At 51.1% G+C, this 14,801-nt stretch carries 12 protein-coding genes and 1 pseudogene; 4 read left to right on the top strand and 9 right to left on the bottom strand.

What is annotated here, in order from left to right; all coding sequences use genetic code 11:
• Positions 1 to 47: 47 nt before the first annotated feature.
• The 4 genes from mglB to folE all read right to left on the bottom strand — a co-directional run bounded on the left by mglB (position 48) and on the right by folE (position 4,350).
• Entirely contained in the window at positions 48 to 1,046 is a 999-nt protein-coding gene (gene mglB, locus C4F37_RS03805) for a galactose/glucose ABC transporter substrate-binding protein MglB (RefSeq protein ID WP_001036964.1), read from the bottom strand.
• 279 nt (positions 1,047 to 1,325) lie between these two features.
• Positions 1,326 to 2,366, bottom strand: a complete 1,041-nt coding sequence (gene galS / locus C4F37_RS03800) for an HTH-type transcriptional regulator GalS (protein ID WP_000628655.1) — start codon at positions 2,364 to 2,366, stop codon at positions 1,326 to 1,328.
• Between the two features lie 141 nt (positions 2,367 to 2,507).
• Complete coding sequence (gene yeiB, locus C4F37_RS03790) at positions 2,508 to 3,665, bottom strand: DUF418 domain-containing protein YeiB (protein WP_001538987.1); 1,158 nt, start codon at positions 3,663 to 3,665, stop codon at positions 2,508 to 2,510.
• A 16-nt stretch (positions 3,666 to 3,681) separates the two neighbouring features.
• The gene (folE, locus tag C4F37_RS03785) at positions 3,682 to 4,350 is read right to left on the bottom strand and encodes a GTP cyclohydrolase I FolE (RefSeq protein ID WP_001139613.1); all 669 of its coding nucleotides are present in this window, start codon (positions 4,348 to 4,350) and stop codon (positions 3,682 to 3,684) included.
• Positions 4,351 to 4,607: 257 nt separating this feature from the next.
• Between folE and yeiG the strand changes: the two genes are divergently transcribed.
• Positions 4,608 to 5,444: an S-formylglutathione hydrolase gene (yeiG, locus tag C4F37_RS03770; protein ID WP_000425463.1), complete on the top strand. Its 837-nt coding sequence runs from the start codon at positions 4,608 to 4,610 to the stop codon at positions 5,442 to 5,444.
• 31 nt (positions 5,445 to 5,475) lie between these two features.
• Here the strand turns inward: yeiG and cirA are convergent, their stop codons facing one another.
• From cirA to yieE, 3 genes are all read right to left on the bottom strand, one after another.
• Positions 5,476 to 7,467: a catecholate siderophore receptor CirA gene (gene cirA / locus C4F37_RS03765; RefSeq protein WP_000489277.1), complete on the bottom strand. Its 1,992-nt coding sequence runs from the start codon at positions 7,465 to 7,467 to the stop codon at positions 5,476 to 5,478.
• Positions 7,468 to 7,758: 291 nt separating this feature from the next.
• Positions 7,759 to 9,228, bottom strand: coding sequence for a lysine-specific permease (gene lysP / locus C4F37_RS03755; RefSeq protein WP_000534384.1), 1,470 nt, complete (start codon positions 9,226 to 9,228; stop codon positions 7,759 to 7,761).
• Between the two features lie 204 nt (positions 9,229 to 9,432).
• Positions 9,433 to 10,314 (bottom strand): DNA-binding transcriptional regulator YeiE, encoded by an 882-nt coding sequence (gene yieE / locus C4F37_RS03745; RefSeq protein WP_000548294.1) that lies wholly within the window; start codon positions 10,312 to 10,314, stop codon positions 9,433 to 9,435.
• A gap of 98 nt (positions 10,315 to 10,412) precedes the next feature.
• On the opposite strand from yieE, the gene C4F37_RS03740 reads away from it, so the two are divergent.
• From C4F37_RS03740 to C4F37_RS03730, 3 genes are all read left to right on the top strand, one after another.
• Positions 10,413 to 11,462: a YeiH family protein gene (locus C4F37_RS03740; protein WP_000182053.1), complete on the top strand. Its 1,050-nt coding sequence runs from the start codon at positions 10,413 to 10,415 to the stop codon at positions 11,460 to 11,462.
• 73 nt (positions 11,463 to 11,535) lie between these two features.
• Positions 11,536 to 12,393 (top strand): deoxyribonuclease IV, encoded by an 858-nt coding sequence (gene nfo, locus C4F37_RS03735; protein ID WP_001538989.1) that lies wholly within the window; start codon positions 11,536 to 11,538, stop codon positions 12,391 to 12,393.
• Between the two features lie 3 nt (positions 12,394 to 12,396).
• The gene (locus tag C4F37_RS03730; protein ID WP_001538990.1) at positions 12,397 to 13,485 is read left to right on the top strand and encodes a sugar kinase; all 1,089 of its coding nucleotides are present in this window, start codon (positions 12,397 to 12,399) and stop codon (positions 13,483 to 13,485) included.
• 102 nt (positions 13,486 to 13,587) lie between these two features.
• On the opposite strand, the pseudogene C4F37_RS28340 reads toward C4F37_RS03730, so the two are convergent.
• Both C4F37_RS28340 and rihB read right to left on the bottom strand, forming a co-directional pair.
• Positions 13,588 to 13,653, bottom strand: a pseudogene (locus C4F37_RS28340) (hypothetical protein); the annotation flags it as partial.
• 99 nt (positions 13,654 to 13,752) lie between these two features.
• Entirely contained in the window at positions 13,753 to 14,694 is a 942-nt protein-coding gene (rihB, locus tag C4F37_RS03725; protein WP_000415422.1) for a ribosylpyrimidine nucleosidase, read from the bottom strand.
• Between the last annotated feature and the right edge of the window lie 107 nt (positions 14,695 to 14,801).

The raw sequence follows: 14,801 nt of genomic DNA, 5'->3' as shown, positions 1-14,801 counted from the left end.
GTTGGCCATACAATAAGGGCGCAGTAAACGACTGCGCCCAATCAGTCTTATTTCTTGCTGAATTCAGCCAGGTTGTCTTTATCTACGCCAACATAAGGTACGCGGACCACTTTGTTGTCGATTTTCCAGTTGGTGCCATCAGCCGCACCTTTGCCATCGGCCAGGTTTTTCGCCAGATCAAAGGTCGCTTTCGCCTGGTTGTTAGCATCGTTCAGTACGGTGCCCGCCAGTGCACCGGATTTCACCAGCGCCAGCGCTTCTGGCAGCGCATCGACGCCAAACACCGGAATGCTGGACTTGTTGTGTGCTTTCAGTGCTTCTACCGCGCCCATTGCCATCGCGTCGTTGTTGGCGATAACCACCTCGATTTTGTTGGCGTTCGGGCCAGACAGCCAGGCGTCCATCTTATCTTTCGCCTGAGCGGTATCCCACATAGCGGTATCTAACTGTAACTGTTCAGTTTTAATGCCTTTGTCGTTCAATTCTTTAATCACGTAAGTGGTACGTGCTTCTGCATCCGGATGCCCCGGCTCACCTTTCAGCAGTACGAATTGAATCTGACCGTCTTTGTTCAGATCCCAACCCTGATTCGCCGCCCAGTGTTTAGCAATCAAATCGCCCTGAATAATGCCGGACTCTTTGGAGTCAGTGCCAACGTAGTAGGCTTTGTCGTAGCTATCCAGCGCCTTACGAGACGGTTCTTTGTTGAAGAAAACCACCGGCACGTTTTGCCCACGCGCTTTCTCAATCACCGTACCCGCAGCTGCCGGGTCAACCAGGTTGATTGCCAGTGCCTTCACCCCTTTCGCCAGCAATACGTCGATCTGATCGTTCTGCTTGGACTGGTCATTCTGAGAATCATTCATCAGCAGCTGAACATCTGGCGCGGCTTTCGCATCTTGCTCAATAGCCTTGCGCACTACAGACATAAAGTTATCGTCGTACTTATAGATTGTTACACCAATGCGAGTATCAGCAGCGTGTGCAGCGGCACCGAATAACATGCTGGCCATCACAGCAGACAGGGTTAACACCTTCTTATTCATGGTATCTCCGGTTTTTCTTATGCAGGGTAGTGCTTGAGATAAATGCTCGGCGGGGCAGTAGAGTTAATGAAGTGTTACTGAACGCCGAAGCTCACTTTTTAAAATTCGTTCTTCCATGCCCGGTAACGCTCCAGAAAACGGCTTTAATTGTTGTTATGACGCTATTACCTCGGTGAAAGTGATTATTCACTGTTACATACTGGTTACAACGTTAAAACGGTGCAATCATAGCCATCACATTGTTAAGATACTGTGAAATCACTCACAGATTGAAAGCGGTTACATCGCCTGATTTGTTGAGTTAGTGATCGCCGCCGCATTCTGGCGTGTTGCGACAGAATGGCGACGCACTAACGTCGGCATAAAACAGTGGCTGGCACGAGGATCAATATTGTCTGCTGCCCCCTGCAAGGCCAGTTCGGTAGCTAATTTAGCCATTGAAGCAATGGGATAACGCACCGTCGTTAATTGCGGGTCGGTGTAACGGGCGATGGGAATATCATCGAAACCAATGATTGAGAGATGTAACGGAATCGCAATGCCATTATCTTTTAATGCTGTCAGTGCGCCAGCGGCCATATTGTCGTTATAAGCAAATACAGCGGTTAGTTGTAGGTTGCGCCCCAGCAGTTCAACCATCGCCGCCTCACCGCCCGGCATGTCCGGCGTGCCAGTGCCAATCCAGCTTTCCGGCGGAATAATATCCTGCTCTTTCAACGCACTCATCCAGCCTGCTTTACGCATGGCGTCATCTTCAATGCCGTGGCTGGAAGAAAGATAACCAATACGTTGATGACCGTTATTCAGCAACATGCGCGTCGCCATTCGGGCACCGCTGAGATTATCCAGGCAAACGCAACGATGGGCGTACCCCGGCACAACGCGGTTGATTAACACCATACCGGGAATGTTATCCATAAATTGTGCCAGTTCATCGTCACTCAATGCTTTTGAGTGAACAATCAACGCATTACAACGCTGGCGAATTAACACCTCAATGGCGTGACGCTCTTTTTCCGCTTCATGATAGCTATTGCCGATTAGCACGTATTTCTGATGCTGCTGGGCGACCAGATCCACCGCTTTTACCAGCGCGCCGAAAAACGCATCAGAAACGTCCATCACCACCACGCCAATGGTATCGCTAACCTGAGTTGCCAGCGCCTGGGCATTGGCGTTTGGCCGATAATCCAGCTCACTCACGGCTTTCATTACTGCTTCACGCGTATCGGCACTGACCAGCGTGCTGTTATTGAGCACCCGGGAAACCGTTGCCACAGAGACGCCAGCCTGACGCGCTACATCACGAATGGTGATCATATTCACTACCTGTTATGAGATTGCAGTAAATGACTGCTCGCTGGCGGCTATTTTGTCAGCACTGAATACAGGACTTCGTGAATCGAGTCACAGCAATGGAAACGGTTACAGCCGTTTTGTTAACGAATGTGATCCAGATCGTTATCTTGATGTTTTAGATATTGTCGGTCCGGCAGCACGCAAAGTTAACTGACGCCAGAGCCATTCCACCGGCCCCTGGCGGAAGTAACGCAGCCAGATAACAGAGAAGAAGATATTCGCCAACCATACCGGAATAACAAACGCCAGCAGCTCCAGACGGTCAAACTGCATAAACAAACCGAGGTGGTAAAAAAGCGTAGTACAAATCAGCGTTTGCAATAGATAGTTGGTCAGTGCCATCCGTCCGACACAGGCGATTGCCAGCACCAGCTTAAAGCGGCTTAATTGCGGCCAGAAGCCATAAAACAGCGACGCATAGCCAATCGCCTGAAACGGCGCACTCAGTTCCCGCGGCATCTGAAGTAAGAAGGCGCACCAACGATACGCCCAGTCCAGTCGCCATTGCAGGGCGATGGCAGGAAGGTTAATGATCACTCCAATCGCCACCAGCACAAAACCAGTACGACGATAGTGACGAAAGCTGAACTGCCCTTTCAGCCAGCCACTGCGCATCAATGCGGCACCAATGAGCATCATCCCTGCCAGTTGCCAGCCATACTGTGCGCCCAGTGCCAGTAAACTGTTGCCAACACCATCGGCACGATTACTGATCGCGTCAACACCACTGTGAAGTTTCCAGTGCTTTTCATACAAAATAGCCGATGCATCAGGTGTCCAGGCGCGGCTGGTCTGGCTATCGGAAATCAACCCCAATAACAGCAAAACGCCAAGCCCCACCAGATAAAGCATGACGCCGGTATTAAACAGGCTTTTTACCGATGGCGCATCGCGCACCAGCCGCCAGCAGATTAAGCCCACCAGCCCGTAAGCCAGCAGAATATCGCCGTCCCAGAACAATAAACCGTGAATAAAGCCCAGCAAGACTAACAGCGTTAACCGCGACTGGATCCATCGTCTGCCACGGGGCAGCAACATTTGCAGGCCCGCACCAAACAACAGCGCAAAAAGCGTGAGGAATTTCACCTGGCCGATGAGATCGAGAAATGCCCAGGTCCATGCATCCTGTGGCGTAATAGCGCCGTACCAGGCGGGATTGAGATAAGCCGCCTTTGGTAACCCAAAGGCGCTGATGTTTAATAGCAGGATCCCCAGAATGGCGACGCCGCGAACAAAATCGAGCGTGACGTTGCGCTCCACGGTTCCTGCCTTTTTATCAGTTGTGATGACGCACAGCGCGCAGAAACTCGTGGCGCGTATTCTGACTGGATTTGAACAATCCACCAAGAGAGGTCGTTGTCGTGGCACTGGTTGCATCGCGGATGCCACGCGCCTTCACGCAGTAATGCACCGCGTCGATAGAGACAGCCACGTTATTGGTGCCCAGCAGCGTTTGTAGCGCAATGAGAATTTGCTGCGTCAGACGTTCTTGTACCTGCGGACGCTGGGCAAAGAACTGCACAATACGGTTAATTTTTGACAGACCGATGACCGAATCTTTCGGGATATAGGCCACCGTCGCTTTGCCATCGATGGTAACAAAATGGTGTTCACAGGTGCTGGTCAGAGTGATATCGCGCACGGTGACCATTTCATCGACCTTCATTTTGTTTTCAATGAGGGTGATTTTCGGGAAATTGGCGTAATCCAGACCGGAGAAAATTTCATCGACATACATTTTAGCGATGCGATGCGGCGTTTCCATCAAACTGTCATCAGCCAGGTCGAGATTCAGCAGCTGCATGATTTCGGTCATATGACCAGCAATAAGGCTTTTGCGCGTTTCGTTATCCATTTCATGCACGGGCGGGCGCAGCGGTGTTTCCAGTCCTCGCGCAACTAACGCTTCATGAACCAGGGCCGCTTCTTTACTGAGTGATGGCATTTATGATTTCTCCTGCAGGTGTGACGCCTCCGCCCTGCGTGGGGGCAAAGTTATTAAGCTGATTTACAGCCTGATTATTGTGCGTGAGGCAGCGCACATAATCCAGTATTCACAGCGATAATTATTGTAATTGCCGCTGCCTTTCATCAGCAGATGTTAAAACATCGTTATGCAAATACGGAAGTGAAAGTTACTCACAGCACATTGAATAAACGGTATGATGAAGAAATTGCAAACAACACAACAAGGAGCCACGCATGGAAATGCTCGAAGAGCACCGCTGTTTTGAAGGCTGGCAGCAACGCTGGCGACACGACTCCAGTACCTTAAACTGCCCGATGACGTTCAGTATCTTTCTCCCACCACCTCGTGATCACACCCCGCCACCAGTGCTGTACTGGCTTTCCGGATTAACCTGCAATGACGAGAACTTCACCACCAAGGCGGGTGCCCAGCGCGTGGCGGCGGAACTGGGGATTGTACTGGTGATGCCAGACACCAGCCCGCGCGGCGAACAGGTTGCCAACGACGATGGCTACGATTTAGGCCAGGGCGCGGGGTTTTATCTTAACGCCACGCAACCACCGTGGGCGACGCATTACCGGATGTATGATTATCTGCGCGATGAATTACCGGCGCTGGTTCAGTCGCAATTTAATGTCAGCGACCGCTGCGCTATTAGCGGTCATTCCATGGGTGGTCACGGTGCGCTGATTATGGCGCTGAAAAATCCGGGTAAATACACCAGCGTTTCCGCCTTTGCGCCAATTGTGAATCCGTGCAGCGTCCCGTGGGGAATCAAAGCGTTTAGCACTTATTTAGGTGAGGACAAAAATGCATGGCTGGAATGGGACAGTTGCGCGTTGATGTATGCCAGTAACGCGCAGGATGCAATCCCGACGCTTATTGATCAGGGTGATAATGATCAGTTTCTTGCTGACCAACTGCAACCTGCAGTACTGGCAGAAGCCGCGCGCCAGAAAGCGTGGCCGATGACGCTGCGTATTCAGCCGGGATATGATCACAGTTACTACTTCATCGCCTCTTTTATAGAGGATCACCTGCGCTTCCATGCGCAGTATTTACTGAAGTGAAAGTCCGCCCGGTTCGCCGGGCATCTTCTCATCAGAAGCGATAATCCACTGCCATAAAGTAACGACGTCCGTCTTCGTTATAGCTGTAGTCGTCACGACTGAGATCCTTGTCGCCAAGGTTCAGCACGCCTGCGCGCAGTTTGACGTCTTTAGTCACCTGCCAGGCCGCGCCGGTATTCCAGATGGTATAACCGCCCGGTGTTTTAGCCGTCGCGCTGTCGGCGCGTTTCTGCCCGGTATAGTGACCAGAAACATAGAATGACCAGTCTTCCAGCGCCAGCGGTTTCCAGTCCAGCGTACCGTTAGCAGTATGGAACGGCAGATCGGATAGCGGTTTGTTTTCGCCGTTGCTGACATCACGACCATCGTTGTAGGTGTAGTTGATCGACAGTTTCCATTCATCGTTGAACGGAATTTTCAGTTCGGTTTCCACGCCCTGAATACGAGCTTTGTTAACGTTGTAGTAGCTAAATACCGGTATGCGCCGTCCGTTAGCGCCCGTCTCAAAACCGACAAAGTTTTGGTAGCCCGGTGCAGCATTGACGTCAGACGTACGGCTAATGCTGATACGATCTTTCACATCGTTACGGAAAACGGTAACGCTGGATTCAACCCCTTCCAGCCAGCCTTCTTCACCCATGTAGTAAAGCCCCAGCTCCCAACTTTCGCTGGTTTCTGGTTTCAGATCCGGGCTACCCACAATCTTACATGCGCCACGGCAGGAATTGCTCGTCCAGTCAGGGCTAAGTTGCAACAGAGAAGGGGCTTTAAATGCCGTCGCCCAGCCCCCTTTCACCGTTACGGTGTCGGTGGCGTTATAAACCAGGTAGGCACGCGGACTCCAGTGTTCACCGTAGGTTTCGTGATCGTCCATACGCACGCCGGTCGTCAGCGCCAGCGGCTCGAAGATCCGCCATTCATCTTCCACAAACAGCGCGTACTGGCTGGCAGACGTTTTGGAGCTGGTTCCCCCGGTCAGGTTCACCGCATCGCTAAGTTTGTCGTGACGCCATTCACCGCCAACCGTGAGAAACTGATTAATCGCCGTCAGCGGCAACGTGTATTTGCCGTCGACCGTATTGCTTTCGGAAGTTATCGGGCTGCTGTTGCCAGGGTTTTTGTTCTCGACTTTCTCACCGTAGTATTTCAGTTCGCTGGTGCCGTAATCCCAACGCCCATTATGGCTGACGGAGTAGTTCTGGCGTTCCAGGCGGTTTTTGTCCAGCGAGTCGGAATCACGATCCTGACGGTCGAAACCGTATCCGGCAGTAAAATCGTGATTTTGATTCGGTGTCCAGGCAAATTCGACATTGCCGTCGCGGCTGGAGAATCCTTCAATACGCGGCGTTTCTCCGGTATCGGTGGTCGTTGAGTTTTGCGGGTCATCCTTTTCACGTTTTGCCAGGCTGCCGTAAGCTTTCATTCCCAGCACGCCGTCAATTAATGGTCCGCTGGTAAAGAATTGACCGTTATAGGTATCACCGCGATCGCGATGTTCCTGAACGGTAGTATCGACGGTAACGGTGCCCGACCATTTCTGACCGATTTTTTTGGTGATGATATTCACTACACCGCCGAGCGCATCGGAACCGTACAGCGACGACATCGGGCCACGGACCACTTCAATACGCTCGATGGAATCGACCGGGATCCAGTTCAGATCGAAATCATTGTGGCGGAAGACGGCATTGCGGGAGTTAACGCGTTTACCGTCGACAAGAATCAGGGTGTAGCTGCTGTCCAGACCACGAATACTTACGCCCTTACGGTTATCCCCTTCGTTCGTCAGTTGTACGCCAGGCACTTCTTTGAGGACATCCTTCAGATTCTGTACCGGTTTTCGCTGCAGGTCTTCCTGGGTAATGACGCTGATACTGGCGGGAGCATCTTTAAGGTTTTGTTCAACGGAAGATGCAGTGACAACCATCGTTTCGCCATCATCATCGACCGCTAACACAGGCCATGCACAAGAAATAGCGGACAAACACAGCCCGACCCGTACGAAAGGGTTCAACCTAAACATTCCATATCTCCATGAGGTAACTACGAAAATAAAATGGGTATCGCTCACATCTTCTTTACGTCCCCTTGCGTACGGCAGCATCGCGGTGGACTTATTTGTATGCAGGTGATCATCCCAGAAAGCCGGAACAGCCTCTGATTTGTCAGCCTTTTTTGATTGCGGCGTAACGATAATGCAAACGATAACAATTATCAATCCAAATGTTAAATTTTATATCCGCATGATTTGTCAGGGAAATGGAATTGAAAAAGCCCTCTCGGTTGAGAGGGCTTAGCAAGGAAGCGAGGAAACTTATTTCTTATCGTTCTGCGGGAACTTCATTTCGCTGTAGCGTACGAAGTGAGTTCCTTTAATCAGCTTGTAGCCGAACCAAATAATCAGGAACAGCGGGATACCAATATACGTTGCCGCTACGCCGCCCCAGTCAATGGTATCTTTCAGGAACGCTTCGTAGTTCTGGCCCAAAGTGATAATCAGACACAGAATGAATGCGAAGATCGGCCCCAGTGGGAAGAAACCTGAACGGTACGGCAGATCGTTAATGTCGTGTCCCTGCAATACGTAACCGCGACGGAAGCGATAGTGGCTAATGGCAATCCCCAGCCAGGCGATAAAACCCGTCATCCCGGAGGTGTTCAGCAGCCACAGGTATACCGTCTGGTTGCCAAACATGGAGGTCAGGAAGCACAAACCGGCAATCACCGTCGTCGCATACAGCGCATTACGCGGCACGCCACCACGCGACAGTTTAGCGAAAATGCGCGGCGCTTTACCGTCACACGCCAGGGTATACAGCATACGAGTAGACGCATACATACCGGAGTTACCTGCTGACAGCACCGCCGTCAGAATAACTGCGTTCATCACCGCCGCCGCAGAGAGCAGACCCGCGTGCTGGAACACCAGGGTGAACGGACTGACGCTGATGTCTTTAACATCGTTACGCAGCAGGCTCGGATCGGTATACGGAATAATCAGGCTGATAATCAGGATCGCGAACACATAGAACAACAGGATTCGCCAGAATACCTGACGTACCGCGCGTGGAATGTTTTTCGCCGGATCTTCGGACTCGCCTGCAGCAATACCGATCAGCTCGGTTCCCTGGAAAGAGAAGCCGACAATCATAGCTACGCCGATCATCGCCGCAAAACCACCAGCAAACGGCGCTTCGCCGATTGTCCAGTTGCTCCAGCCTGCAGGCTGCGCGCCTTTGAAGATACCGATAATCATCAGCACGCCAACGATGATAAAGACAATAACTGTCGTGACTTTGATCAGTGAGAACCAGTATTCCGCTTCACCAAAGCCGCGAACAGAGATGTAGTTCAACAGGAAGATAACGCCGAGGAACAACGCACTCCAGATCCAGCCCGGTGTATCCGGGAACCACCAGCTCATGACCAGCTGTGCTGCAACCAGGTCAACGGCAATAGTTACCGCCCAGTTGTACCAGTAGTTCCAGCCCAGCGCGAAGCCAAAGCCTTCTTCAACATAGTTCTGACCGTAAGTGGCAAACGAACCGGAAACCGGCATATATGCAGCCAGTTCACCGAGACTGGTCATCAGGAAGTAAACCATCAGGCCAATCAGCATATACGAGAGCAATGCCCCGCCCGGACCTGCCTGAGAAATCGTTGCGCCAGAGGCAACAAAAAGACCTGTACCGATGGAACCGCCAATGGCAATCATCGTCAGGTGACGCGCCTTCAATTCACGGCGTAAGCCCGGCGCTTCTGTAGTTTTAGTTTCGGAACCCATACAAAAATGCTATCCATCTTAAAAATGAGGCGCGATTGTAGCAGACGATTGGCAATCCTTCCGGCAGAAATACACGGTTATAAGACACCTTCATGATCGCCCAGGGATTATAAGTAAAGCAGCCAATCTCTTTTCTGGCGAATGCATGCTGAGGGCGCTGCGTCACGAAATCGACACAGCACCAGCATGTTCTTGTACAGCACCTTAACGCGGTACATTCGCGGGATCGCAATAGTCCAGAAAGCGCCGTAGCGCGTTGGAAAGGTGTTTTTGCCGATGATGTATACGCCACAACGTACGCATCAGGCGCGGCAGAGGGACCGCAACTTCACTTAATGTGCCTGCCTGCAATTGATCTTCAATCACCCGTCGCGACAGGCAACTAATTCCCAACCCATGACGCACCGCATGTTTGATTGCCTCGGAGTTACCTAATTCCATCGCCATCTCAAACTTCGGTAAATGTGACAGCAACAGATAATCGACAATCTCCCGCGTGCCGGAACCGCGTTCACGCAGGATCCACGGCGCAGCGGCCAGCTGTTCTAAGGTGACCGGACCACGAGCCAACGGCGAAGTCGGCGCGGCGAAAACCACCAGCTCGTCTTCCAGCCACGGTTCAGAAATGATTTCAGTGCTGTGGCACGGTCCTTCAATAAAGCCAATATCAACGCGGAAATCCAGCACCGCTTGCATCACGTCCTGGCTATTCCCAACGCTAAGTTCAATCGGCAACTGCGGATAATCATGGCGATAACGGGCGATAACTGCAGGCAGAATGTAGTTACCGATGGTACTACTGGCATAGATACGAATCGCGCCGTTGTCTTCGCGAAACAGTTGTTCGATTTCAACCGCCTGTTCAAGCAGTGCCAACGCACGCGGATAGAGCAGCCGCCCGTGTTCATTAACAACCAGTCTTTTCCCCACGCGATCAAACAGTTGAACGCCAAGCTGCCCTTCCAGGTCGGTCAAGGCTGCGCTCACTGCTGATTGCGACAACGCCAGCATCACCGACGCCTGGGTGGTTGATCCACTTTTCAATACTTCTGCAAAAACTTCCAACTGCCGGAGGGTGATGTGCATAGTCGCTTACCACTTATAAAGATTAATTATAAATATATAATCAATTTTATTTTTAAACCAGTTAGTCGTAACCTTATGCCCGGTTAAAGGAGAGGGTTATGACGAATATCACCTTACAGAAACAACATCGTACACTGTGGCATTTTATTCCGGGGTTAGCCCTGAGTGCAGTTATCACCGGGGTCGCCCTGTGGGGTGGTTCCATTCCCGCTGTTGCGGGTGCCGGGTTTAGTGCCCTCACCCTCGCAATCTTGTTGGGGATGGTTTTAGGCAACACCATTTACCCGCACATCTGGAAAAGCTGTGACGGTGGTGTGCTGTTTGCCAAGCAATATTTATTACGTCTGGGTATCATTCTTTATGGCTTCCGTCTGACGTTCTCGCAAATTGCCGATGTCGGTATCAGTGGGATCATCATTGACGTGTTGACGCTGTCCAGTACCTTCCTGCTGGCTTGCTTCCTGGGGCAGAAAGTGTTTGGTCTGGATAAGCACACCAGCTGGTTGATCGGTGCCGGTAGCAGTATCTGTGGTGCTGCCGCGGTACTGGCGACTGAGCCGGTAGTAAAAGCAGAAGCCAGTAAAGTAACCGTGGCTGTTGCAACCGTTGTTATCTTCGGGACCGTCGCGATTTTCCTCTACCCGGCGATATATCCGCTGATGTCTCAATGGTTTAGTCCGGAAACTTTCGGTATCTACATTGGTTCTACTGTGCACGAAGTGGCGCAGGTGGTGGCGGCAGGTCATGCCATCAGCCCGGATGCAGAAAACGCAGCAGTTATTTCCAAAATGCTGCGCGTGATGATGCTGGCTCCGTTCCTCATCCTGCTGGCGGCGCGTGTTAAACAGCTGTCTGGGGCGAACAGCGGCGAGAAAAGCAAAATCACTATTCCGTGGTTTGCCATCTTGTTCATCGTCGTTGCCATCTTTAACTCGTTCCACCTGTTACCGCAGAGCGTGGTGAACATGCTGGTAACGCTGGATACCTTCCTGCTGGCAATGGCGATGGCGGCGCTGGGTCTGACCACTCACGTCAGCGCGCTGAAAAAAGCCGGGGCGAAACCTCTGCTGATGGCACTGGTACTGTTTGCCTGGCTGATTGTTGGTGGTGGTGCGATTAACTATGTGATTCAAAGCGTCATCGCATAAACCACTACATCTTGCTCCTGTTAACCCGCTATCATTACCGTTTTCCTCCAGCGGGTTTAACAGGAGTCCTCGCATGAAATACATTGGAGCGCACGTTAGTGCTGCTGGCGGTCTGGCAAATGCCGCAATTCGCGCCGCCGAAATCGACGCAACCGCGTTTGCCTTGTTCACCAAAAACCAACGTCAGTGGCGTGCCGCACCGCTCACGACGCAAACCATCGATGAATTCAAAGCCGCCTGTGAAAAATATCACTACACATCGGCGCAAATTCTTCCCCACGACAGTTATCTGATTAACCTCGGACATCCGGTTGCTGAAGCTCTGGAAAAATCGCGCGATGCCTTTATAGATGAAATGCAGCGTTGCGAACAACTGGGACTTTCTTTGCTCAACTTCCACCCTGGCAGCCATCTGATGCAGATTTCAGAAGAGGATTGCCTTGCGCGTATTGCCGAATCCATCAACATTGCGCTGGATAAAACTCAAGGTGTCACCGCGGTGATTGAAAACACCGCCGGTCAGGGCAGTAACTTAGGGTTTAAATTCGAACATCTCGCAGCGATTATCGACGGCGTGGAAGATAAATCCCGCGTCGGCGTCTGCATTGATACCTGCCATGCTTTCGCTGCCGGGTATGATTTGCGTACTCCTGCCGAATGCGAGAAAACGTTCGCTGATTTTGCCGGTATTGTTGGCTTTAAGTATCTGCGCGGGATGCACCTCAACGATGCGAAAAGCACCTTTGGCAGCCGCGTTGACCGTCATCATAGCCTCGGCGAAGGCAATATCGGTCATGATGCGTTCCGCTGGATCATGCAAGACGACCGTTTCGACGGCATTCCGCTGATCCTTGAAACCATCAACCCGGATATCTGGGCAGAAGAGATCGCCTGGCTGAAAGCGCAACAAACTGAAAAAGCGGTGGCCTGATCGATGAACGACAGGGAAAAGCAGATTCTTAAAATTTTACGGCGTAACCCGCTGATTCAACAGAATGAAATCGCCGATATTCTGCAAATCAGCCGCTCACGTGTTGCCGCTCATATTATGGATTTGATGCGCAAGGGTTTGATTAAAGGCAAAGGATATATCCTTACCGAGCAGGATTACTGTGTGGTTGTGGGTGCAATCAATATGGATATTCGCGGAATGGCGGATATCCGTTACCCGCAAGCAGCCTCTCATCCAGGTTCTGTTCACTGTTCCGCAGGCGGCGTCGGACGTAATATCGCGCATAACCTGGCTCTGCTTGGTCGGGATGTGCATTTAATTTCAGCTATTGGCAACGATTTTTACGGCGAGACATTACTGGAAGAAACGCGCCGCGCGGGCGTGAACGTTTCAAACTGCATTCGTCTGCATGGACACAGCACTGCAACTTATCTCGCTATCGCTAATAAGCAGGAAGAAACTATCCTGGCAATCAATGACACACATATTCTGCAACAGCTAACGCCTCAACTGCTCAATACTTCACGGGACTTGATTCGCCATGCTGGTGTGGTGCTGGCTGATTGTAATCTCACACCTGAAGCCCTGGAGTGGGTCTTTACCATTGCTGATGAAATTCCGATGTTTGTCGATACCGTTTCCGAATTTAAAGCGAACAAAGTAAAAAACTGGTACAGCCGGATCCACACTCTGAAACCGACACAAAATGAACTGGAAATTTTGTGGGGGCAACCGATTAAAGACGACAACGATCGCATCAGAGCTGTAAATTCGCTGCATCAACAAGGTGTTAAACGCATTTTTGTTTATCTGAAAGATGAATCCGTATTTTGCAGCGATAAGGATGGAGAACAATTTTTGCTGACCGCGCCAACGCATACGACAGTAGACAGTTTTGGTGCTGACGATGGTTTTATGGCGGGCCTGGTATATAGCTTTCTTGAAGGATACAGTTTCCGCGACAGCGCCCATTTTGCGATAGCCTGCGCGGCAATTTCGCGCGCCAGCGGCAGCTTAAACAACCCTACCCTGTCTGCCGATAACGCGCTTTCATTAGTGCCAATGGTGTAACAATGTTGCCGGATTCGACGCTTGACCGCATCTTATCCGGCTCATAAATTGCGCACTACGCTAAACCAATAAAGAATCCTGCAATAGTAGCGCTCATCAGGTTACTGACAGCAAAAACGCAATAGCCAGTAATACCACCATTCCCAGAACACTTCTCATGACATCCATAGTTATTATCTCTTCATGTCATTTTGGGCGACGGCTCTCTGCCCATCATAAATAGCCGGGCCTGCATCTTGCGATACTGACCCGGCTTGTTATCAACACTTAATGGGTTTTTATGTAGCCGCGTACGCACTCTTCGACTAATCCCCAGAACCAGTCGGTATCAATAGTGATGCCGACTTTGGTATTGGCGGGCTTGCCAAGAACACCCAGCTCGTCGCAGACGGTACGCCCATAGCAAGGGCCACTGTTAACGTCCACTTCGACGTACATTTCCTGGGTTTTAATGCCATCAGGGTTAATCAAATAACCGATGCAGGTGGCGTCGTGCACCGGGCCGCCAGCCAGGCCGTAGTTTTCGAACTGCGTTTTGAGAGTGAAGTTCATGATGTCGCTGAACAGCTCTCCGGCAGGGCCGCCAGCCCTTTCCATCCGAGCAATCACATCCGGGGTGCAAACGGTCTGGTTGGTAAGATCGAGGCCCATCATCACTAATGGAACGCCGGAGGTGAACACCACACGTGCGGCCTCCGGGTCAGCAAAGATGTTGAACTCAGCAGATGGGGTGAAGTTGCCAGTACCATAAGCACCGCCCATCAGAACAATTTCACGGATTTTCGGCAGGATCGCGGGTTGCATACGCATTGCCACCGCGATGTTTGACAACGGACCAACCGGCACCAGAGTGATATCGCCATCGCTTGCCATAAGGGTATCGATGATATATTTCACCGCATGAGTGTTTTCTGCCTGGCGGGTCAGCGGCTCGAATACCGGGCCATCCAGTCCGGTTTCACCGTGAATATTATCGGCAACAATTTGTTGACGCATAATGGGCTGCGGCATCCCCGCATAAACCGGAACATTAATCTCCAGTTTCTGGCAAACATTCAGGCCATTAATTAATGTTTTATCGAGGGTTTGATTACCCGCTACAATGGTGATACCTAATAAATCAATCGCCGGATGTTTCGCCGCCATCATTATAGCAATAGCATCATCATGACCCGGATCACAATCCAGAATAATTTTTCTCTTTTCCATTGTTTATTTCCTCTGTTTCCAGTTGCGTTATTGTTTCTACAGCAAAGAATATTCGACCTGGCCGATGATTGAATCTTAACAACAGCGTACGTATGCTAAATATGAGA

It is taken from the genome of Escherichia sp. R1 (assembly GCF_003000935.1).
GTDB classification, from domain to species: Bacteria; Pseudomonadota; Gammaproteobacteria; order Enterobacterales; family Enterobacteriaceae; genus Escherichia; species Escherichia coli.
This window is presented reverse-complemented; position numbering and strand designations above follow the sequence as displayed.